The organism is Marinobacter sp. DSM 26671 (assembly GCF_900112835.1).
Lineage (GTDB): Bacteria > Pseudomonadota > Gammaproteobacteria > Pseudomonadales > Oleiphilaceae > Marinobacter > Marinobacter flavimaris.
Genome location: NZ_FONF01000011.1, coordinates 1 through 20,611 on the forward strand (window position 1 = coordinate 1; position 20,611 = coordinate 20,611).

Annotated in this window: 18 protein-coding genes, 1 other RNA gene, 1 pseudogene and 1 riboswitch; of the genes and pseudogenes, 10 read left to right on the plus strand and 10 right to left on the minus strand. The window is 55.3% G+C overall.

Going from position 1 to position 20,611, the window contains the following annotated elements; genetic code table 11:
• Positions 1-240 (plus strand): annotated as a pseudogene (istB, locus tag BM035_RS13075) (IS21-like element ISSpu5 family helper ATPase IstB); the annotation flags it as partial.
• Positions 241-418: 178 nt separating this feature from the next.
• Here the strand turns inward: istB and BM035_RS13080 are convergent.
• From BM035_RS13080 to BM035_RS13125, 10 genes are all read right to left on the minus strand, one after another.
• Positions 419-1,534 (minus strand): glycosyltransferase, encoded by a 1,116-nt coding sequence (locus tag BM035_RS13080; RefSeq protein WP_092032364.1) that lies wholly within the window; start codon positions 1,532-1,534, stop codon positions 419-421.
• A 129-nt stretch (positions 1,535-1,663) separates the two neighbouring features.
• Positions 1,664-2,266, minus strand: coding sequence for a PEP-CTERM sorting domain-containing protein (locus tag BM035_RS13085; RefSeq protein ID WP_092032366.1), 603 nt, complete (start codon positions 2,264-2,266; stop codon positions 1,664-1,666).
• A 163-nt stretch (positions 2,267-2,429) separates the two neighbouring features.
• On the minus strand, positions 2,430-3,863 hold the full coding sequence (locus BM035_RS13090) for an exosortase/archaeosortase family protein (RefSeq protein ID WP_092032369.1): 1,434 nt from the start codon (positions 3,861-3,863) through the stop codon (positions 2,430-2,432).
• 122 nt (positions 3,864-3,985) lie between these two features.
• Positions 3,986-4,783, minus strand: a complete 798-nt coding sequence (locus BM035_RS22975; RefSeq protein WP_092032371.1) for a PEP-CTERM sorting domain-containing protein — start codon at positions 4,781-4,783, stop codon at positions 3,986-3,988.
• Positions 4,784-4,824: 41 nt separating this feature from the next.
• Positions 4,825-4,907: riboswitch (cyclic di-GMP riboswitch) on the minus strand.
• A 192-nt stretch (positions 4,908-5,099) separates the two neighbouring features.
• Positions 5,100-7,736: a tetratricopeptide repeat protein gene (locus BM035_RS13100; RefSeq protein ID WP_139216047.1), complete on the minus strand. Its 2,637-nt coding sequence runs from the start codon at positions 7,734-7,736 to the stop codon at positions 5,100-5,102.
• Between the two features lie 49 nt (positions 7,737-7,785).
• Complete coding sequence (gene prsR, locus BM035_RS13105) at positions 7,786-9,159, minus strand: PEP-CTERM-box response regulator transcription factor (RefSeq protein WP_092032374.1); 1,374 nt, start codon at positions 9,157-9,159, stop codon at positions 7,786-7,788.
• Positions 9,160-9,261: 102 nt separating this feature from the next.
• On the minus strand, positions 9,262-11,397 hold the full coding sequence (gene prsK / locus BM035_RS13110) for an XrtA/PEP-CTERM system histidine kinase PrsK (protein ID WP_092032377.1): 2,136 nt from the start codon (positions 11,395-11,397) through the stop codon (positions 9,262-9,264).
• 84 nt (positions 11,398-11,481) lie between these two features.
• Positions 11,482-12,429 carry an SDR family oxidoreductase gene (locus BM035_RS13115; protein WP_092032380.1) on the minus strand — a complete coding sequence of 316 codons (948 nt, stop codon included), beginning with the start codon at positions 12,427-12,429 and terminating at the stop codon, positions 11,482-11,484.
• The gene (locus BM035_RS13120) at positions 12,429-13,244 is read right to left on the minus strand and encodes a lysophospholipid acyltransferase family protein (protein WP_092032382.1); all 816 of its coding nucleotides are present in this window, start codon (positions 13,242-13,244) and stop codon (positions 12,429-12,431) included. Before BM035_RS13120 ends, BM035_RS13115 begins: the two co-directional genes overlap by 1 nt.
• Positions 13,241-14,164, minus strand: coding sequence for a D-hexose-6-phosphate mutarotase (locus tag BM035_RS13125; RefSeq protein ID WP_092032385.1), 924 nt, complete (start codon positions 14,162-14,164; stop codon positions 13,241-13,243). The genes BM035_RS13120 and BM035_RS13125 overlap by 4 nt, the downstream gene beginning before the upstream one ends.
• Positions 14,165-14,282: 118 nt before the next feature.
• Here BM035_RS13125 and BM035_RS13130 point away from each other — a divergent pair, with 118 nt between their 5' ends.
• The 9 genes from BM035_RS13130 (at position 14,283) to BM035_RS13170 (ending at position 20,574) form a co-directional block, all read left to right on the plus strand.
• Positions 14,283-15,032, plus strand: a complete 750-nt coding sequence (locus tag BM035_RS13130; RefSeq protein ID WP_092032387.1) for a 2OG-Fe(II) oxygenase — start codon at positions 14,283-14,285, stop codon at positions 15,030-15,032.
• 106 nt (positions 15,033-15,138) lie between these two features.
• Positions 15,139-15,235: signal recognition particle sRNA small type (gene ffs, locus BM035_RS13135), an RNA gene on the plus strand.
• A 165-nt stretch (positions 15,236-15,400) separates the two neighbouring features.
• Complete coding sequence (gene dnaX, locus BM035_RS13140) at positions 15,401-17,347, plus strand: DNA polymerase III subunit gamma/tau (protein ID WP_092032390.1); 1,947 nt, start codon at positions 15,401-15,403, stop codon at positions 17,345-17,347.
• A 3-nt stretch (positions 17,348-17,350) separates the two neighbouring features.
• Positions 17,351-17,674: a YbaB/EbfC family nucleoid-associated protein gene (locus tag BM035_RS13145; RefSeq protein WP_053115401.1), complete on the plus strand. Its 324-nt coding sequence runs from the start codon at positions 17,351-17,353 to the stop codon at positions 17,672-17,674.
• A 31-nt stretch (positions 17,675-17,705) separates the two neighbouring features.
• On the plus strand, positions 17,706-18,308 hold the full coding sequence (gene recR, locus BM035_RS13150; RefSeq protein WP_092032393.1) for a recombination mediator RecR: 603 nt from the start codon (positions 17,706-17,708) through the stop codon (positions 18,306-18,308).
• A 31-nt stretch (positions 18,309-18,339) separates the two neighbouring features.
• Complete coding sequence (locus BM035_RS13155) at positions 18,340-19,497, plus strand: ribonuclease D (protein WP_092032395.1); 1,158 nt, start codon at positions 18,340-18,342, stop codon at positions 19,495-19,497.
• A complete protein-coding gene (locus BM035_RS13160) occupies positions 19,494-19,787 on the plus strand; it encodes a YcgL domain-containing protein (protein ID WP_088557151.1) in 294 nt (97 codons plus the stop codon). Before BM035_RS13155 ends, BM035_RS13160 begins: the two co-directional genes overlap by 4 nt.
• The gene (locus tag BM035_RS13165; RefSeq protein WP_092032398.1) at positions 19,784-20,230 is read left to right on the plus strand and encodes a YcgN family cysteine cluster protein; all 447 of its coding nucleotides are present in this window, start codon (positions 19,784-19,786) and stop codon (positions 20,228-20,230) included. The genes BM035_RS13160 and BM035_RS13165 overlap by 4 nt, the downstream gene beginning before the upstream one ends.
• Positions 20,230-20,574, plus strand: coding sequence for a hypothetical protein (locus BM035_RS13170; RefSeq protein ID WP_064226965.1), 345 nt, complete (start codon positions 20,230-20,232; stop codon positions 20,572-20,574). Before BM035_RS13165 ends, BM035_RS13170 begins: the two co-directional genes overlap by 1 nt.
• Positions 20,575-20,611 lie beyond the last annotated feature (37 nt).

Below are 20,611 nucleotides of genomic sequence, written 5' to 3' on the forward strand. Positions count from 1 at the left end.
AAGCTGAGCGCAGAGAATCGGCGAGACTTGCTGGAGGTCCTGGAAGACCGGCATGGCAGGCGCTCCACCATCGCCACCAGCCAATTACCCATCGAAGAATGGCATGGCGTAATCGGTGACGCCACTCTGGCCGACGCCATCCTGGACCGGCTCGTACACAACGCCTACAAGATCAATCTGCGAGGGGAATCCATGCGAAAACAGCAGGCAAGGTTGACGGGCACTGAGACTTCGGAGTAAGAAGAGAAACCCCGCGTCGCTACGCTCCGATGGGTGGCAGTCTTGCTCCGGTCCGGGTGGCAGGCTTCACGTGGAATGGGTGGCAACCTTCAGCGGTTTATGCAAGGACGTAATGAAAAATAAGAAAGCGTAAAATTTCCCGACGTATATTGTAAGCTTTGCTTTACGAAATGCCGAATCATTCGTAGCAGTGTTCGTACTGTTCCACCATCTGTTTGGCCGAAAATCGTTCCTCAAAACGCCTTCTAGCGTGTTGCGACATTCTGGAAAGGGCGTTTGGGTCTTGCAGCAACTCCTGGATGGCCCGTGTAAAGGCGGGAAGATCGTCGCTCTCAACCAGTTTTCCTGTTTCGCCATCGGCGACGATTTCGGGTGTTCCGCCAACACGAGTGGCGACTGTCGGAATTCCCAGGCTCATGGCTTCCAGAAGCGTCATGGATGTGCCTTCGGTAAAGGAGGGCAGCAGGAATATATCCATCAGGCTCAGGTAGTCAGCCGGCTCTGATTGAAAGCCTGTAAAAATAACTGACTCTCCCAGGTTTAATTCAGCTGCAAGCTTTTCCAGGTTGTCGCGTTCCGGGCCGTCGCCCACCAGGAGCAGCCTTACAGGGACGTCTTGATCGAGCAGAGTTCGCGTCGCCTTCAGCATCAGTGCCTGGTTTTTCACCGCGTCCAGTCGGGCAACGGTACCAATGACAGTTTCTTCTGCTTTTATTCCCAACTGATCTTTCAATGCAGAGCGTTTTTTCTCGGTAACTTCTAGTGGTGCAATGCCGTTATAGATGACGCTGATTCTGTCTCTGGGGAAGTATTCGTATTCCACCAGAGCGTCGCGCGTCGCGGAGGAGATTGCGACAAGTTTGTGGGAGGTCCGGGCTATGAAAGGATTGATGAACCTTGCTTTTTTTCGGTGGTGGTCCGGATGAAAGCGCCCATGCTCTGTGAAAACCACCTTTGCTCCCGTGCCCCAGTGTGCAAACCAGCCATAGGCGTAAGGTGAGTATTGGTGGCAATGGACAATATCGAATTTGCCGGACTTGATCAGTTGCCTCAGCCAGAGAATGGTTTTTATATCAAAGCCGGAGGCTCGTTGGCGCGCGTGGTGTTTTATACCGCACTCGGTTTCCAGTGCCTGGCCAATGGCGCCAACTTCCCCATCAATACAGGCAATTTCGTTGTGGAACCGGTCTTTGTCCAGGTTGGTGACTAATTGCCGGATGACTTGTTCGGTGCCGCCGAAGCCCATGTTGAAGGTGACATGGAGAATGCGAACGGGTGTTTTCGTTATTTCCATGGGGTAGGAGCCGATAATTTTGGGGTCGTGAGGCCTGAGTATATCGGGTTCTTGTTCACACAGTGAATGATGTCTGGAACAAAGAAAAGCCAGCTATCTAGCTGGCTTTCGTTGGTAACTGGGCTGAAATCAGGAGAGCTTTTTGCGGCGAACTGCCACAAGGCTCAGAATGCCCAGGCCAAACAGGGCCAGAGTACCCGGTTCTGGCACGAGCGATACGTTGTCCAGCATGATGCCAATGTTGTCGCCACCGCGATGTTCGAAAATGAGCTTGCTGGTGGTCTGGCTGGTCAGGGTGATATCGCGCACGATGGTCTGCCAGGGATCGTTTGCAGACAAAGTGAAAGTTTCGCTCAGGAACCCGTCCAGACCAACGACTACGGAGTCGCTGGTGCTGTTTCTTTGATTACCGGAAATATCAAAGCTCAGCGTGTAGGTGCCTGGGTCCAGTGTCAGCGAAATGCTTTCGAGAGTGCCGGCGTTTCGATTGGAGCCATCCAGGTCCACACACTTACCAGTGCCACCGGCACAGGTAAGGCCCCATTTATTCGGGGTGGAAATAAGATCGACAGTGCCATCGGTGACGTCCCAATTCTGGAAGTCATCATAGTTCGTTTGCGATCCGCCGTTCGGAAGCTCCGAGTCAAAATCGTCTTGAAAAATTACGCCTGCGTTGACAGACAGACTGAAAAGTGTGGCGGAGAGGAGTGCGGCTAACCGTTTATACATCATATTGGTACTTCCCAAATTAAACCAATGCGTTAATGCAGCCTACGTTTTAATCAGCAGGATTGGTGCCAATAATTAAGCATTTGATTTAATGAGCTTTTATCGTTGGTAGGTTAGGAGAGTGTAAAGAAAGTCGACGGGAATTCTGATCCATGTGTCAATTAATTTACAGCTGGGCTTCCACCATGGTTTTGGTGCGCTCGAGTCGGGATAATTCGTCACTGCAATCCCTGTCTTTGCAGGGCACCTGAATGGTAACGAGAGCGAACCGGCTCTCACCGGACAGAGTGGCGGGGATCTGAAGAAGTTTGGCCTGGCGGTAGTTCAGGCTAGTTCTGCTTCCCACCTGATACCACTGGGCCATAATGACACGGTCCCGGGTGAGGATGTTTCGATAGAGCAAAACGCCCGGTGCAAGTCGCTCTTCTATTTGCCAGGAGGACTTGTCGAACATCTGCGGCAGGTAGGGCACAAGTTTTTCGTCGGATTTGGTTTTCTGGCTTTGGGCCAGAGATACCCAGCTATTCCTGGTGCTTAGAATCGTTTGGTCGAGCGCCGAAGGCAGGCTGATTGGCAATGGCAGCTCAGCGCTTGCCTGCCTTGGCTGGAAGCCTTCAAGCTGTAATGCCCAGGGGGGCTGCTGGCCTGCGCTTGTTTGTGCCAGCGTCAGTGCAACCGGTCCCAAAAGCACCGCAACGATGATCGCTGGAATGCCGCCTTTAGTGATTTTCAGCTTGCCTGTCTCGGGATCGTCGTTGGATGTGCTTCTCTTGCGAACGGGAGAGAAGTACAGAGCTGGAAGAATAAAGGCCCCAAAAACAATCCAGCCCATGGTTTCGTGGTCGGTGAGCAGATCGCTCTCCATGTTGGTTTCATAGGCAACGAACACCAGGATGGTAATGCGAACCCAGTTTGCGACCAGGCCGATCAACATGGCTACAACTACGGTGATCAACCAGCCTTTCCAGCGGTAATCATTGAGAATGGAGGTCATCATGGCCAGCAGAATGGAAATGGCAAAATAACGAATGCCGGAACAGCCATCGGCAATCAGGAGTCGGCCGTACGGCAGGGTAATGCTGTTTCCCTCAATCAAAGCTGTCATCCCGAACAATCGAACCCAGCTGCCCACAACAACACTGGCAAGTGATACCAGCGGCGGCACCAGATCTGCCCAGAACGGCAGTGAGAGTGAGAGCAGGGCAAGGTAGGGCAGAAAGCAGAGCGACCTTTGCAGGCCGAGGAGTGTCCACGATACAGCCATTACACCCGCTGGCAGCATCAGGTAGGCGAGGGTATCAATGCGCACCAGCTCTAGCAGGAGCCACACGAGAGTAACACCGATGAGCGCGATGCCGCCGAGCAAGTGGTATGGCTTTTGGCTCAAGCTACTCGTGCTGCTCGCGGGTTTGGGCGGATGAATCAGGACCAGGCCCAGAAAGATGATGGCGGTAGCAAGGCCATGTGCAAGAACTTGTTCAAATTCCAGCCAGATTCCAGTGAGCCGGTACCAGGTAGGGAAGAAGATGACAAGAGCGACGCCTGTCACCATTAGGTAAGGCAGGGCGTGGGGGAAATTGTCTAATGTCTTCCTTAACATTTTGATCCGCCTGACTTCTCTTTACCAGGAAGCTTATAGTGTCTCTCGTTTACCGAAAATACAAACCTGCACCCATAAAAAAAGCCAGCCGAAGCTGGCTTTCTTTAAAACCCTGCCGAAAATCAGGCTTTCTGACGACGGCGGGCTGCACCAAGGCCGGCGAGTCCAAGACCGAGAAGGGCGAGAGTGCCCGGCTCAGGAACTGGTGTGACAGATTCAACCATCACTACGAAGTCCGTGTAGTCAAAGTCGGAAAGCTGGCCGTTTTCGCTCTTAAATACCAAGTCTTCCCACGCCAGGATAAATTCATTAGCACCAAACGGTGCACCGCTGCCGCCAAGGCCGAAGGTGTCAATATTTTTTGTGCCATCTCCTTCGTATGCGACCATGTGGTCGTCTGCAATGCCGTCGCCGTCGGTATCGCCATTTCTCGAGGACTCAGAGAAAAATACGCCGCCACGATCATAGTACGAAGAGTCTAGATAGTACCCGAAGGTTGTGCTGGCAAATGTCTGTTGAAAGCTGCTCACCTCTACACCAAATTGATTTTCAGTCTTCGCTTGGAAAGTGGTAGGTGAGATAAAAGGGAGGAGCTTTAGCGTACTGGTATAGCCTGTGTCGGCGCTGCCATCGAACAGCTCTAGCCTTTTGGAGGAGTCTGTGATGTCGTAAATACCAAAGGTCGTATTAGGTTTGAAGCCGGCAAAGCGGAACATCAGGCTGTTTGCTGATTGCGTTGAAGCGTTTATTTGCCATTGCTCATCGGGACTGTATTGGTCGTTGTTGACGTCATAAAAGTCGCCATTAGTCGTTCTTGCGTCTAGCTCGTTTTGAAGTGCGTTGCCTTGAATCGCAGTAGCACTTGCAGTGCTGGCAAAGACAATAAGGCTAGAAGCCAAAATGCTATGCTTAAGTTTCATGGGTATTCTCCGGTTGTTTAGCTCTAAATCCCTGTAGTCTGCTTTGCAACCAGGCTGTCTCTTATTGTTCTAGAGATCCTTGGCTTTCCGTCCCATCCTCGCGAATGGTTTGGCTTCCGACCGGGTACTACCCCGATCCTCACCCTAGAACAAGCGAGAAGCGTGCCATTAATCTATAGTTCTGAAATCCTTGAAAAAAATCCCGGTATTTAAATAAGGGCTGTAAAAAAATTCGACATTGAAACGAAGAAGGCCGGAGATACGGTAGTCTCCGGCCTCACTGTCTGGCTTGATTTGCGGGCTTTGTCGATCTTCTTTACATGGCCTGCTTAACGGTTTCGAGGTGAGCGCGGATTTCAGCGTTATCCGGAGCAAGAGCCACGGCCCTTTCAATCACTTCTTTCGCTTCGGCATGTTTGCCCGCGAGGTGCAGGATCCAGCCATAGGTATCCAGTACGGCCGCATTGTCGGGGGCAAGGTCCCGGGCGCGACCAGCCAGTTCCATGGCACGGGCAGAGTCATCTTCGCGCAACAGCCAGGCCAGGTTGTTCAGGGCAGCAATGTTGTTGGGTTGGCGGGAAATAACCTGCTCATAGTGGTTGGCGGCCACAATTTCCTGCTTGTTGGCCATCAGCCAATCTGCTCTAGCCATGTGGGCGGTACTGCTGTTTGGCGCAACACTGAGCCAACTGTCCGTCAGTTCGTCCTCTGCCTCGGGCGCTTCTGTTTTTGCCAGGCCAAGAAGAGAGGGCATCAGGCCGACATCCTGTGATGTCTGCCATTGCTCAAGAAGGTAGTTGAAGGCCGGCTTGTTACCTTCTTTTTGCCTGAGCAGTGCTGCACGCGAAAGAACCACGGGTCGCTCCGTGCCAAACGTGTCTTCAACGGCATCCAATGCATTCAGCGCCTCGTTCAATTTGCCTTCCATCTGGTAAATACCCACGGGGAGAAGCGCGTATCCCAGGTTTTCCGGCTCTAGGGCGATGGCTTCGGCGGCTTTTGCGCGGGCAGTGGCGTAATCCTCGTTGGCTGCTGCTGTCTGGGCCTCGGCTCGCAACAGTTGTCCGGTCGCACGGTTGACGGCCTCGGAGTCGGAGGTCTGCCATTCATCGAGTAGTGCCCGTGCCTCGGCCAGCCTGCCCTGGCGAATGTTGATCAGGGCCGCCAGGGTGTCGGCATTCATTTGGAGCTCGGGATGTTCCTTGCCAACGTTACCAAGCCATTGTTGAACCTCCTCTGGTGAATGGTTCTGGGCGTAGACCTGTCCGGCTCGCTGGAGCGGTTGAATCGCATCGGGCGTTATCTTTGCGGCATCTATAAACGTCCGCACAGCATCTGCCGGCTGACCTGTCTGGTTATAGAGCATAGCCAGGGCAACCTTCGGAGCTTGTAGCTGAGGGCTTTCCTTAACCAGGGTTTCCAGTCTGGTTTTGGCAGCCTCGGTATTGCCCAGTTGGGCATCTGCCATGCTTGCGAGCAATACGGCTGAAGGTTGGTCACCGTAACCATTCAGTAGTGAATCACGGATTTCCGTTGCTTCTTCGGTTTCGCCTTGCTGGATGAGCAGGTTTAGGTAGGTGGCGGTGGTATTCCACTCGGATGGATTTGAGGTGAATGCCATCCTTAGCTGGCCCAGGGCCTGCTCGGGTTGATCATTGCGAATGTGGTATTGAGCAAGGGCCAGCCTGAGCCGAACACGGTTCGGCTCGTTGCTGATGGCCTTGCTCAGGCTGGCGACGCCGGCGTCCTGGTACTCAGGCAGGCTGAGGGCGAGGATTCCGTGCATTGCCAGCAGTTCGTTATCGTTAGGGCGCGCCTTTATAGCGCGGTCGAGAGTTTTTAACGCTTCTTCCCTGTCACCGGCATCAATCTGAGCCATGGTGGCGGCGCGTATGTACTGGGTAGGCGTGGTTTCCGGATCGAGGTTTTCCGTTAGTAGGCGGGTGCCTTCGTCCAGTTCGCCGGTTCCTGCAGATAAAGCCCCAAGCATCAGGGCGACTTGTTCGTTATCCGGGTCGAGCTTGAGCATATCTCGCAGGATGGTTTTGGCCTCGTCAATGTTGCCATCTTTGATGGCTGCGATGGCTGCTTCGCCCTGTTCTCGGGCTCCGGTGTTGAGGTTTTCTGCGAGAATTCGGTTGTAAACCTGGGCTTCCGTGATCCTGCCTTGTTCAGTGAGTACTCGGGAGAGGGAAGAGAGAATGTCCCGGCGGATGGGCAGGAACACATCGGAAGTGGGCAGCACCCCTACAGCATCAGTTAGGGTCGCAGACGCTGCTTCGAGCTGGTTCTCACGATATTGCGCAACGCCTTTCCAATAGAGCACTTCTGGCTCCTGTCCGTTGCGATTTGTCCACTCTTCAAGCGCCTGAATGGCCTGTGAAGACTGATTGAGGTCTAGGTGGCTCCTGGCCACCCCAACGATTGCGTTGATGTTTGCGGCGTTGCTGGCTGTCAGGTTCTGAAAAAGTGCCAGCGCCTCAGTTTTTTCGCCGGCCAGCCTAAGGGCTTCTGCGCGAATCAGCGATGCCTGCAGCTGGGCTTCCGGCGAATCTGCTGAAAAGGCTTCCAGGGTTTCCAGGGCCGAGAGTTGCTTGCCCTGCTCCACATAGGCCCGCGCGAGTGGCAGTGCCACATCGCTCGCATGGTTGCTCAGCCATGGCTCCAGCAGGTCAGATGCCTGTTCATAGGCGCCTATGGATTGGTAAATCTCGGCCAGGCGCACGATATGAGACACATTGTTTGGGTCTGCCTGGATGGCATTTCTTACTTCGACAAGCGCAGAGCGGTATTGGCCCTGTTCGGCATAGGTGTCCGCCCGCGAAATGTGTGACATGGCTTCAGAGCTGTCTGGTTGATTATTGCAGCCAACCAGAAGCGGCAGTGGGCTCAGCAAGGCGCTGACCAAGAACAGGCGTGGCAGAGCTCGCAATGTCTGGTTCCTTGTTTTCATTTTTTTACTCCTTGAATCAGGCCCGGATTAAAAACCAGAGCCTGATAAATCATACTTCAGAGATTTCCGCGGATGTGTCTATTTTGTATTTGTCGGTCAGGTTATAGAGAGTAGGCCGGGTAACGCCCAGCAACCTCGCTGCCTGAGCCATGTTGTAGCCAGTGGTCTGCAGAGCCTGGCAAATCGCCTGCCGTTCTGCCTGTTCCCGCACTTGCCGCAAATTAATATGGCTCGGTGTGGCTGAGTCACTCACATTGAGTTCAAGATCCTCCGCAGTAACACGTTTGCCATCGGCCATGATGATTGCCCGTTTAATCTTGTTGATCATCTCTCGCACGTTGCCGGGCCACGGATAACTGTTAATCCCACTTATGGCATCTTCGGTAAAAGCCAGATTGGGGCGGTCCATCTGTTTGCCCAGTGATTTGAGGAGCGATTGGGCAATAACCAGGGCATCACCATCACGCTCGCGTACGGGTGGTACGTCCAGCGTAATTTCACTGATGCGGTAGTAAAGGTCTTCCCGAAATTCTCCGTTATCGATGAGTTGCCTTACATCACGGTGGGTGGCGCAAACAACTCGTACATCAACTGGAATCGGGTTGACAGACCCGACCCGGTCAACAACCCGTTCCTGAAGAAACCGGAGAAGCTTGGCCTGTAAAGCCATCGGCATGTCTCCAATCTCATCGAGGAATAAAGTCCCGCCGTTGGCATTTTCAATTTTGCCCTTTTTGGTTTGATTGGCGCCGGTAAACGACCCCTTTTCAAACCCGAACAGTTCGCTTTCAAGAAGGTTTTCCGGAATGGCAGCGCAGTTGATTGCTGCAAATGGTTTGCAAGAACGCGGGCTAAGGTCGTGGATTGCCCTTGCCAGAAGTTCCTTACCCGTGCCCGTTTCACCTGTGATCAGTGTCGTTACATCGGTAGGAGCGACTTTTTCCAGGGTACGGCATATGGCAAGCATTTGCGGGCTCGCCGCCACAATACCCTTGATATTGGTCCCGTTTCGCTGGCGAGCCAGGTCGCGGTTCTCGCGCTCAAGCTCAGCAAGTCGGAACGCGCGATTGACAACAAACGTCAGGATGTCTGCATCGAGAGGCTTCTGGTAAAAATCGGAGGCACCCATGCCAATTGCTTTGACCGAATTTTCCTTGTCTTCCCGTCCGGTAACCACAATCACCTTGGTCATCGGCGCAAGGCGTAGAATTTCCTCCAGAAGACCAAAGCCTTCTGTTGCTCCGCCAGGGTCGGGGGGGAGGCCAAGATCCAGTGTGATTACGTCGGGTTCTTCACGCCTTAAAGCGGCAAGCGCCGATTCGCGGTCAGAGGCAACAGCCACCTCCAGATCCTCGCTGAAACACCAGCGCATCTGGCTCTGGAGTCCCGGATCATCCTCAACTATCAGGAGTCGTCTAGTCACAACAGCACTAAGTCCTTTTTTTACGGAGTTTCCTTAACCTGATTCTTAACTGAACATTGACACTTTGCAATGATGGTTTGAAGTGATGTTTGGTTTCGGCAATTAATTGGCGCTTTGGGTCGTTTCATAGCTGTCGGAAATTAGTCGCTCTGTTTGTTCGGTCTCGCTCCTCTGATCTGTATCAGCTACCGGAATTCTCACCGAGAAACAGGAGCCGAGACCTGGTTCGCTGGTTACATCAATATTGCCGCCCAGTTTTTGAATGTATTCTCTGGCCTGGTAGGCACCGATTCCCATGCCGGTAAGGCCCTTCGTGCTGGCAAAGGGCTTGAAGAGTTGGCCGCTGATAAACTCCTCTGTCATACCAGAGCCTGTATCCTGGATAAAAAGCACGACGTTGCCTCTGGCAATTTTGAGGGTAAGGGTAATTTCGCCGTCGGGAGGAGTGGCATCCTGGGCGTTTTGAATCAGGTGGCCAAGAACGCTGCGGAGTTGTTCTTTGTCTGCTTTGACCATGGCGTCCAGCGGCTCTCCGTCAAGATGTGGAGCGGGTAGGCGGTGCTGGTGATGGTTAATCAATTGCTGAACCAACTGGGTAAGGTTGATGGAGGTAAGATTGCTGTCCTCTTCTGTCGCAGGTTTGCGGATGTGATCAACCAGGTTCGACATTTTGCGAACGGCATGCTCAGTGGTATTGATCATGTCATCAATGAAAGCCGGGTTGTTACGGTGTTTCGGAGCATTTTTTACAAGCAGCGACAGCTGGGCGATGACGGTTTTCAGGTCATGAACCATAAATGCCGAGGCTTTACTGACCGCCTCGAACTGCATGGCACGTGATAGGCGATTCTGGGCATCAGCCTGGGCCAGAAGGTTGGTGGATTGCCGAGCAACCACCTTAATCAGGTCGAAATTCTCCCAATTCAACTCCACCCGGGCATAGGGGGTACCTACCAGAGCCATACCATAGAGCTCGTTGCCCAGGTAAAGTGGAATAATCAGCCAGCCCTCAGGCGTTTTGGCGATTGCGTCCGGTATTTCAAGCAGGTTGTAGCTGACGGGATCTGCCTTGTACTCATGAAGATCGACAATCCACTCGCGATCCTTAAAAAAGCGCACCAGTTCGGAATCACTGTCAATCATGGTGTGCTTGGGCGTTGTGAGGTTTACAGCCGCCTTGAGGATGTAAGCATCCTGTTCACCTATCAGCCAGATGGCACCTGCATTACTCTCAACCAGACCACCCAGCATACGGATCACCCTTTCCGGCAGCGGTGGGTCGTCACTGAGGTCTGCCAGTTCCCGGGTCATGTTCAGCCACTCTTCCCGGTAATCGTATTTGTAGTCGAAGAAATTCTGGCTGATCAGTACCATCAGCTTCGAGCGGATGCGCCGGGAAAGCAGGAGTGTTGCGAGAAACACTAGCGAGATTGTAAAGAACAGAACTTGTAGGGCATCTCCCCAATCACCCCCAACGACTCGAACGTAGTAACCGCCAAGTGCGAGGAACAGGAGATAACCCCCGGCAAATACAAGCGTGCCGGCGTGAAACACCGCTGATCGGGATAACTGGAAGTCCACCGGTTGTTTACGGGTGTTAATAACGTTGACGGCGAACAGCGGGGTGAGCAGGGCGTTGACAAACCCGCGGGCGTTCCAGAATGAATCGGCGACCTGGCCAAACAACAGGGCATCGGCGTACATAAAGAAATCAAAGGCAAAGATGGTCGCAACGCCGATGCAGATATACTTGATGCTTGAGCGTCCGAAGCTGGGTGAGTTGCGCCAGATTTGCTCCACCAGCGACAATCCCAACAGGGAGAGACCGATCTGGCCAAGGAGTTTGACTTTGCCGGTCGCTACGTTGAGGTCGGCAAAATGTTCCGCAAGGCCTATGCCCAGAAGAACAACAAGCAAGGTCGCTGCGCTTGCACCAAGAACCTGCTTCACCTTGCCCGTCAGCTTGTTTTCGCTGAGGCCGTCCTTGAGTAGTGCAAACAGAAGGTAAATCCAGGCTGCGTCCCGCAGAAGTTCAATAAGATAACGGAGGTTGAACCTGGGAAAGCCCCACAGGCTTTGGCTGACAAGTGAAGCTGCCCAGATTGCTGTTACAGTGGCTGCCAGCGCGAGCGCCCGATCGACACCACGGCGCAAATAGCGAGTGGCCACCAGCACCGCTAGTAGTCCGAACGTAATCGCTGCCAGCGAGTAGCTGAGTACGTCCATGTTGCTAAACATGCCTTGGCACCCCGAAAGAAGTAATCCCTGCCTACAGAATAGTCTTGTTTACACTTCAGCGTAACTTATGTAGCCGCCGGGGACCTAAACCGGCCTCTTATTCTCCCGATAAAACCGGAAAATCTCCTTCAGCGGCCGCTTCGGCTCAAACCCGAACTCGTTAGCAAACGCCCGCCCGTCAATCACCACCGGATACTTGAAGAATGCCATCAGGTAGGACGGAAAGCTCTTCAACTTCAGGGTGCCGAGTATGATCTTCGGAACCATCGGTGGGATGGAGGGCACCTGAATCCGTTTGCAGCCACAGAGCTTCAGGGCGTGCTGGTAGGCCACCCAGTCCTGCGGCGCCACGTTGTACACGCCACGTGTCGGTTTTTTATACGCCAGTACAATGGCATCGGCCATGTCGTCGATATGGATAAACTGCATCATCGGCGAAAAGCCCGCCAGCACCGGCGCGCGTTCGCTGGCCAGCAGAGTACTGATGGTGTTGCGCACGCCCGGGCCCACGATGTTGCAGGGGCGCAGGATGGTGATGTTCAGCTCCGGGTAGCGCCACAGGTAGATGTTGGCGAGATTCTCAAGCTCCACGGAATCAATCAGATCGGCGCTGAGCCCAGCGCTCTTGAGCGGTGCTGCTTCATCAATGAGTGCGGGGTTATAGGCCACGGCTCCGTATACGTGGAACGTGGAGAGCACCACCACCCGCTTGATGCCGTATTTGTGGCTCAGGTCCAGCAGTTTCTGGGTGCCCAGCACATTGGCGTTGTAGCGCCGCATGCGGGTTAGCTGGCTGGACATGATCCGGCCCATGTGGATTACGCCATCAAACTGGTAGCGCCGGAACAGATCTTCGAACACCCGCTTGTTGAAATCGATGCAGTAGCTTGGGATGTCGTCGCCCAGGTAGACCTGTTCCCGGAAATCCACGGCGACCAGGTCGCAGGTATCCCGGAGTTGTTCGATGACCTGTTGGGCGAGGGCGCCGGCGGCGCCGGTAATCAGAATGTGCGGTCTGCGTTGTTCGGTCATCAGAAAAGCCTTTTTCTTTCGCTCAGTCCCTTGTCGATCAGCCGGCTGATTTCGGCTTTCACCTTCTCCACGCGTTCGGTGACCTGTTCTTCGGGGATTTCCAGATCGTCAAAGTACATCGGGGCTCCGAAGTTCAGGTGTACCTTTGCCGGCAACACCACGGGCATGGCGACCGGAGCGTAGGGGATGCCCAGGGCCTTTGCCAGGGGCTTGATGTTGGCGATGGCCGGGATGGTCTCCTCGCAGCCCACCACGCCGACGGGCACGATCGGCGCCTTGTACTTCATAGCCAGGTGCATGAAGCCATTGCCAAAACGTTTGAGCTGGTAGCGGTCCTGGTAGAGTTTTCCGGAGCCGCGCACACCCTCGGGGAACACAATGACGGCTTCGTTGTTGGCGAGCATTTTGGCGCAGTTTACCGGGTCGCCCAGCACAGCCCCGACTTCATTGAGCAGGTTCCCCAGCCAGGGCACGGTCGGAAAAAAGCGCTCAATCATTGCCCTTGGAATGCGGGGATCTTTTTCCCGGGAGGCGAGGGCGTAGCCAATCAGCAGGCCGTCGATAGGAAGCTGGCCACTGTGATTGGCAATAATGAGCACTGGCCCCTCGGCGGGAATGTTTTCCACCCCGTGCGCTTGTACCCGGAAGTACTTTTCGTAAATCTGTTTGGTGAGCGAAAGCCCGTACTTCATGGCTTCGTTGTTATAGCCCCAGGGGTCGTAGCCCAGGCTCCCGATGGGTTTGCGGATGCGGTTGATATGTTGATCCAGTTCCGCGGGAACGAGTCGGGATTTCAGAAACGATGCCAGGCTCATGATTTCCTTCCAATGAATACGCCTAATGTGTGGCTTTGCCCGTTATTAAGCACCCGATAATCGCTGGCTGCATTGGCGGTTTCGACGCACAGCATGGACTGCCAGGCCGACTCGGGAAAATCCGATAGCTTGGCCGCCTTGGCCGGACCGGGGTTCCAGACCACAGTTGAGTCACTGCCTACGGCCGAGAGCTTGCGGCCAGTTCGGGGTGTCACGATCGTCAGGGTTTCGCCGCTCTCGTAGATGCGGTCCGTTTCGCCGTCGAAATACACAGGGCCTTCCTGGTTGCGGTATTCCCAGTTATCCAGGGTGTCGATGTACTGGCTGTTTCCGAGGCCCAGCACTCGAGTGCGGGTTATGTCGCTGGTCGGCAAATAAGTATGGAGCGCCTGGGTAAAGGCCAGCGGATCGTTACCCAGGTTTGTGGTTGTCAAAGCCAGTTGGCATCCGCGGATGGAGAAACTGAAGGTGAGCAGGGCGAGCGCATGCCCGATCCAGACATCACTGAAATCTTCATTGGCATCCAGGGACAGGCTGATTTCCACTTCGTGGGCGTTCTCCCGGACATCTTCCAGTTTCCAGAGCGCGGTACGGGCAAACCCGTGGGCTTGGTCGGTCTGGATGCGTTTCCGCACTTCCGGCGCGTTGCGGGCCGGATCGCCAAACCAGGGCCAGCACACGGGGATGCCGCCGCGGATGGCTCGACCGGGTTCGTACCGGGCCGCTGGGCTCATCCAGAGCCAGTCAGATTCATCCTGAGGTTTGAAGCTTGCCAGGTGAGCGCCCTGAATAAACACAGTGGCCTGGAACAAAGGATGGTGGACCTCAAGAGCTTCCAGTTGCCCGATTGTTTTCCAGCGCGTGAAGGACCACTGGCCCGGCGAAAGTGAGAGCGGTGGCCTGTTACTGCTTTCTGACATGGTTAGCTACTGAGTGAAACCGGTTAAGTGTATTTGCCTACACAGAGAGTAAATTAAAACTGCCGCTGCGGCGAGAATTGCGCCTAAAATACGCTCAAATTCAGTACGAGGCCTGCCGATGGAAACGCCGGTAATCATTCCGATCCATGATCCCCTTATCACACCTTTGCATAGCGCCGAGGATGCGGTGGCAGGTAGTGATGTCCAGCTGATGGGCCTTGCGCCGGATCAACGAGAGGCCTTGTCTGAGGACTGGCTGGATGAGCTGGCTTCGGGGCTGAGCGAGCACGGCTGGATGTCGGTCGACGCGCGGTCATGGCTTGGAACCAACCTGTTGGCTGCATTGAAACAGGAAGTGCAGATTCTCGACCGTACCGATGCCATGAAAAAAGCCGGCATCGGGCGCGGGAGTGATCTGGTGCGAGACCGGTCGGTGCGGCGCGACAAGATTGCCTGGCTGCAAGGCATTACAGCTCCTCAGGCCGCGCTGTTCGAGTTTTTCGAGTCCATTCGCCAGGGTCTGAATCAAAGGTTGTTTCTCGGGCTGAAGCGTTTCGAGACCCATTACGCTACCTACCACTCCGGTGATTTCTACAAGCAGCACCTGGACAGTTTTAAGGGCAGGGCGTCTCGAGTGGTGAGCCTGGTGCTTTACCTCAATGAAGAGTGGCAGGCAGCCGACGGTGGGGCCCTTCAGGTGTTCAATCGGGACAACGACAATGAAGTGTGCGGAACCGTGTTGCCCGAGGCAGGGCGCATGGCGTTGTTCATGAGCGAAGAAATTCCTCACGAGGTGTTGCCGGCAAACCGCACCCGTTACAGCCTGGCCTGCTGGTTCCGCCAGGATGAGGTGCCGCTGCCTTTATAGCGCCGATGCCGGCGGCGTGCGGATTTGTCATTGTAGTGTGCAAACCCTTTTGCTAATATGCGCGCCGCTTTCAGGGAATTGTCCCGGAACGCCGTTATGGTGGCTCCATTGGTGCCTCCGCAACATGAAACCGTGAACCCGGTCAGGCCCGGAAGGGAGCAGCCGCAGCGGTGGAATTGTGTGCCGGGGTGTCGCTGATGGAGTCACCCCCAGTTTTCTCCCCTCGCTTGTTTTTTCCTTCTGATTATCCTTGATAGCCATGAACTTATGTGCGGCACTGGTGTGTGCGTTTCCGGGATCAAGTCTGCTTCTTATAGATCTTTGTCCGTGCTAAGGTTAGAGCCGTTTTTAACTGCAGTTGGCGGAACATGAGCTACCAGGTACTTGCCCGTAAATGGCGCCCACGCACCTTCGAGGATATGGTGGGCCAGGAACACGTGCTCCAGGCGTTGATTCACGCCCTGGAAAGCCAGCGTCTTCATCACGCCTATCTGTTCACGGGGACCCGTGGGGTAGGCAAGACCACCATTGGCCGGCTTCTCGCCCGCTGCCTGAACTGCGAAACCGGCGTTACGCCCAACCCCTGCGGCGAATGCTCCAGCTGCCAGGAGATCCAGGAAGGCCGGTTTGTGGATCTGATTGAGATTGACGCCGCGTCCAGGACGGGCGTCGATGATATGCGTGAACTGACCGATAACGTCCAGTATTCGCCCACCCGTGGCCGCTACAAGGTGTACCTCATTGACGAGGTGCATATGCTGACCAATCAGTCGTTCAATGCCTTCCTGAAGACTCTTGAAGAGCCGCCGGAACACGTCAAGTTCCTGCTGGCCACCACCGACCCCCAGAAGTTGCCGGTCACCGTGCTGTCACGATGCCTGCAGTTTAACCTCAAACGGATGACTCCTGAGCACATCGCTGGTCACCTGCGGCACGTGCTGGGTGCGGAGGAGATTCCGTTCGAGGAACCGGCCCTGTGGCTTCTGGCCCGGGCTGCCGACGGCAGTATGCGCGATGCCCTGAGCCTGACCGATCAGGCCATCGCCTTTGGCAACCAGAAGCTCTCCGCCAGTGATGTCAGCAATATGCTGGGCACTATTGATCAGCGGGATATTGAACGCATCGTGAATGCACTCGTTGAAGGTGACGGCCCGGCCTTGCTGGCGGAAATCAGCCGGATTTCGGACTTTGCGCCGGATTACAGTGTGATCCTTGCCGATCTGCTGTCGCTCTTTCACCGGGTAACCATGGAGCAGGTGGTTCCGGGCAGTGCCGACAACGCTCTTGGTGATGCCGAGCAGGTCCAGGCCCTGGCCCGCAAGCTCAGTGCCGAAGACGCCCAGCTTTTCTATCAGTCTGCGCTGATCGGCCGGAAAGACCTTACTATTACGCCTGATGCCCGGATGGGGTTCGAAATGACCCTGCTCCGGATGCTTGCTTTTCGCCCCGGGGCTGACCGGCGGGAGCCGCCCGCCATAAGTTCCGGCGGTCAGTCTGCGGCCTCCGAGCCACGGGATGAGCCCGACCCGGCGCCGACTCCGCCACAGGAGCGGGCTCCGCAAGTAGAGCCGAAACAGCCCGAACCCCAGCCGCAACGCTTTGAGCCGGCACCGGACGTAGTTGTGGAGCAGGCTCAAGGAGCCAGCGAAGTTCCCGTACAGCCACAACCGGAACCTCAGCCTGAGCCTCAGGAAGCTCCGCCGGTGGCGGAAGAAGATGCATCCTGGTTGGCCAGTCTGGATGCCCAGGCTGAGGCGACTGGAGAGTATGAAGAAAGCTATCCTCTAAGTGATGAAGCTCCTGTTACAGAAGAGCCAGCACTTGAGGTTGCCGCCGAGCCAGCTGTTCAGCCTGCGCCGGCTCCGGAACCCGCTTTCGCAGAGCCTGAGCCTGAGTCAGCGGCCGAAGCTGCCCCTGAGCGTGAGGGCGAGTTCGTTTGGCACCGCGATTTCCGGAGTCTTGGCATTGTTGGTATGCCCGGTAACCTCGCCAGTCACGGCGCCATGTCGCGGGATGGCGATGTGATTATCCTGACCATTGATGAGGGCCACGCCAGGCTGTTGAACAGCCGGCATGAGGAAAAAATTTTGACTGCCTTGAGAAACCGCTTTGGCGACTCCATTCAGTTACGTACAGAGCAGGGCGATCCGGGGCCTCATACCCCGGCGGCTTATGAGGAACGCCAGCGAAAGGCGCGTCAGAAAGCGGCGGAGGCGTCCATTCACCAGGATCCGGTCGTAAAGTCTATCGTTGAACGATTCGAGGCGCGGGTAGTGGAAGACAGTATCCGGCCGGCCGAGACAAGCAGGAGATAAGATATGATGAACAATATGGGCGACATGATGAAAAAAGCCCAGAAAATGCAGGAAGAGATGCAGAAGGCCCAGGAAGAGATCGCCAAGGCAGAAGTGACTGGCGAAGCCGGTGCCGGACTGGTCAAAGTCACCATGAATGGCCGCCACGATGTTCGCAAAGTGGACATCGACTCATCTCTGATGTCTGAGGAAAAGGACATCCTGGAAGACCTTCTTGCCGCTGCGGTAAACGATGCCGTTCGGCGTGTTGAGGAAAATCAGAAGGAGAAGATGTCCGGTATGATGTCGGGCATGGGTCTGCCGCCCGGTTTCAAGATGCCGTTCTGAATTTCATCCTGCAGTCGTTTGAGGACCTTTCATGGCGTTCAGCCCGCTGGTTGATGAGCTTGTAGAATCCCTTCGTTGCCTGCCTGGAGTTGGTCAGAAAACTGCCCAGCGCATGGCTTTCCATTTGCTGGAACGTGGCCGTTCCGGCGGCACCCGGCTTTCCGAGGCGCTGAGCCAGGCCATGAACGGTGTCCGTCGCTGCGAAAGCTGCCAGAACTTTGCCGACACCGAAATCTGCGGCATCTGTGACAATCCCCAGAGGCGTACCGGTACCCTGTGCGTGGTGGAAAGTCCCTCGGATCTTCTGGCCATTGAGCAGGCTGGTGACTACCGTGGCGATTATTTCGTCCTGATGGGGCACCTGTCACCCATTGATGGCGTGGGGCCGGAAGAAATTGGCATTGAACGCCTGCTGAAGCGGATCCGCGATGAAGGCGTCACGGAACTGATCCTGGCGACCAACCCGACCGTGGAAGGCGAGGCTACCGCCCACTACATAGCCGACCGTCTTGATGGCCAGGGGATCCTGATTACCCGGCTGGCCCATGGCATTCCGGTTGGTGGCGAGCTGGGCTATGTTGATGGGTTTACCCTGACTCACGCATTCCGCGGCCGCAAGCCGCTCTCCGATTGAACCAGACCGAATAACCCTACCAGGCACATTTATGGATATTTCTGCCCAGGCCGCTGCGGCTGTTGACGTTCCCCCGGCTCCGGCCAGCATTCATTGGGTCCGGGAGCCGGAGGCGCTGGACCAATGGCTGGACCGCGCACCGGGCAAGCCTCTGGCGCTGGACACGGAATTCGAGCGGGTTAACACCTTTTATCCCATACCGGGTCTGGTTCAGCTGGGTCTCGACGGCGAGTTCTGCCTGGTGGATCCTTCCGTTGCCGAACAATCCCGACGTTTTCGAGAAATGCTGGCGGATCCCAATACCCCAAAACTCCTGTACGCCATGAGCGAAGACCTGGAACTGTTTCGTCAGTGGCTCAATATTCAGCCTGCCGGTGTGATTGACCTTCAAATCGGTGCCGCGATGGCTGGCGCCGGATTTTCCCTGGGTTACGCGAGGCTGGTGGAAACTCTGTTCGGCGAAACCCTGGACAAGTCCGCCACCCGCTCTGACTGGCTTGCAAGACCGCTAAGCGAAGCCCAGCAACGCTACGCGATTGACGATATCCGTTTTCTGGAGCCGATGTACCAGTGGGTCAGCACGTTATTGCGCGATCGTGGACTGGAGGCGGCCCTGGTTGAGGAATCGGCTCGCTTTGCCGATGAGCTGGCGGGGCAGGAAGATCCGGATAACCATTATTTGAAACTGCGAGGTGGCTGGACGCTTTCGGCTCAGCAACAGGGGGTGCTCAGGGAACTGGTTCGTTGGCGTGAACTGGAATGTCAGCGGCGGGACCGGCCCAGGAACCGAGTGTTGGCGGATGCGTTATTGATTGCCATTGCGGAAAGGCTGCCAGGCTCCCTGAAGGAGCTCTCCAATATTCAGGGTGTACCCTCCGGCGCAGTCCGTCGGTATGGCGATATCCTTATTGAACTTGTTAGCCGGGGATCGACCGCGGATAATTCGTCCCTTGAGAGGATCGCGCCACCCTTGTCGCGGGATCAGCAGGGATTCTTCAAGCAGTTAAAGCGCCTTTTCAGAAAAGCGGCGGAAGATTCTGATATTCCAATGGAATTGCTGGCGCCCAGAAAGCGTCTTGAGAAGGTGGTGCAGCACCCCGATCTGGCGCAACACGAATTTTTTCAGGGTTGGCGGGCGCAGATTCTCGCGCCGGTTCGCGCTGATATCGAGGAATTACTGAAGTCATGAAAGAGCGTGAATTTGTCTCTGTTTTCCGGAGCAGCAAGAAGAACGACACCTATCTTTTTGTTCGCCGCGGACAGAAATGGGAAGAACTCCCCGAGAGCCTCCGGGGTATCTTCGGGCAGCCGGTCCATTCCATGGATCTGGTGCTGACACCGGACCGCAAGCTGGCAAGAACCACCGGCAAGCAGGTTCTGGACGCGATCGGCGAGAAGGACTTCTTTCTCCAGATGCCGGAAGAACAGGAGGGCTACGTGGTGGACTTCAAACGTAAGCTGGACCAGCGCAATCCATGATTGCCCAGGTGCCGTTCTGGCAGCGTAAACGCCTGCACGAGATGACGCCTGAGGAATGGGAGTCTCTCTGCGACGGTTGCGGTAAATGTTGCCTGAACAAACTGGAAGACGAAGACACTGGTGAGGTTTACCACACCGACCTGGTGTGTCGCTATATGGACGAGGAAACCTGCCAATGCACCGTCTATGAAGAACGGCTGAAAAAAGTGCCGGGCTGCACAGTGCTGACACCGGATACCGTCAGCGACTACCATTGGTTGCCGTATACCTGCGCCTACCGGACGTTGGCTGAAGACCGGCCATTGGCCGACTGGCATCCTCTTCGAAGTGGGGATCCGGGTTCGGTGCACGAGGCCGGCGTTTCGATCCGTCACAAGGTGATGTCAGAGGACCGCGTGCCGGAAGAAGACTGGGAAGAACACATCATTCACTGGATCCTGTAATGATTGATACTGATGCACAACTGGCCTACGGGATTTTCTGGGCCGCCTACGCCATCGCCTTTGTCGTGTTTTTTTACATGATGAAGAGCCTGGTCCGTTTCCTTCCATTTTACGGGGTGCGTACGCTGATTCTTGCAGCCCTGGTGGCTTTGCTTCTTACCCCGGTTGAATCGCCGGATCTGGCCGGTTGGTGGATTCCGGCCTGGCTGTTTGGCGGTTATGAAATGATTCTCGGCGACGCCGATGCTTCAGGCCGGGCCCTGTTCAATCTTGGTCTGGCCGGATTGGTGATGCTGCTGGTCTGGGTCCTGGATCTGGTTCGCTACCGTCTTGTCCGCAAGTAACGCAGAAAAACAAAAGAAGAAAAGGATGGATGCCTTG

Coding starts and splice junctions, on each gene's coding strand:
- BM035_RS13080 (WP_092032364.1), bottom strand. CDS start 1,534: ATGGAAATAACGAAAACACCCGTTCGCATTCTCCATGTCACCTTCAAC.
- BM035_RS13085 (WP_092032366.1), bottom strand. CDS start 2,266: ATGATGTATAAACGGTTAGCCGCACTCCTCTCCGCCACACTTTTCAGT.
- BM035_RS13090 (WP_092032369.1), bottom strand. CDS start 3,863: ATGTTAAGGAAGACATTAGACAATTTCCCCCACGCCCTGCCTTACCTA.
- BM035_RS22975 (WP_092032371.1), bottom strand. CDS start 4,783: ATGAAACTTAAGCATAGCATTTTGGCTTCTAGCCTTATTGTCTTTGCC.
- BM035_RS13100 (WP_139216047.1), bottom strand. CDS start 7,736: ATGAAAACAAGGAACCAGACATTGCGAGCTCTGCCACGCCTGTTCTTG.
- prsK (WP_092032377.1), bottom strand. CDS start 11,397: ATGTTTAGCAACATGGACGTACTCAGCTACTCGCTGGCAGCGATTACG.
- BM035_RS13115 (WP_092032380.1), bottom strand. CDS start 12,429: ATGACCGAACAACGCAGACCGCACATTCTGATTACCGGCGCCGCCGGC.
- BM035_RS13120 (WP_092032382.1), bottom strand. CDS start 13,244: ATGAGCCTGGCATCGTTTCTGAAATCCCGACTCGTTCCCGCGGAACTG.
- BM035_RS13125 (WP_092032385.1), bottom strand. CDS start 14,164: ATGTCAGAAAGCAGTAACAGGCCACCGCTCTCACTTTCGCCGGGCCAG.
- BM035_RS13130 (WP_092032387.1), top strand. CDS start 14,283: ATGGAAACGCCGGTAATCATTCCGATCCATGATCCCCTTATCACACCT.
- dnaX (WP_092032390.1), top strand. CDS start 15,401: ATGAGCTACCAGGTACTTGCCCGTAAATGGCGCCCACGCACCTTCGAG.
- BM035_RS13145 (WP_053115401.1), top strand. CDS start 17,351: ATGATGAACAATATGGGCGACATGATGAAAAAAGCCCAGAAAATGCAG.
- recR (WP_092032393.1), top strand. CDS start 17,706: ATGGCGTTCAGCCCGCTGGTTGATGAGCTTGTAGAATCCCTTCGTTGC.
- BM035_RS13155 (WP_092032395.1), top strand. CDS start 18,340: ATGGATATTTCTGCCCAGGCCGCTGCGGCTGTTGACGTTCCCCCGGCT.
- BM035_RS13160 (WP_088557151.1), top strand. CDS start 19,494: ATGAAAGAGCGTGAATTTGTCTCTGTTTTCCGGAGCAGCAAGAAGAAC.
- BM035_RS13165 (WP_092032398.1), top strand. CDS start 19,784: ATGATTGCCCAGGTGCCGTTCTGGCAGCGTAAACGCCTGCACGAGATG.
- BM035_RS13170 (WP_064226965.1), top strand. CDS start 20,230: ATGATTGATACTGATGCACAACTGGCCTACGGGATTTTCTGGGCCGCC.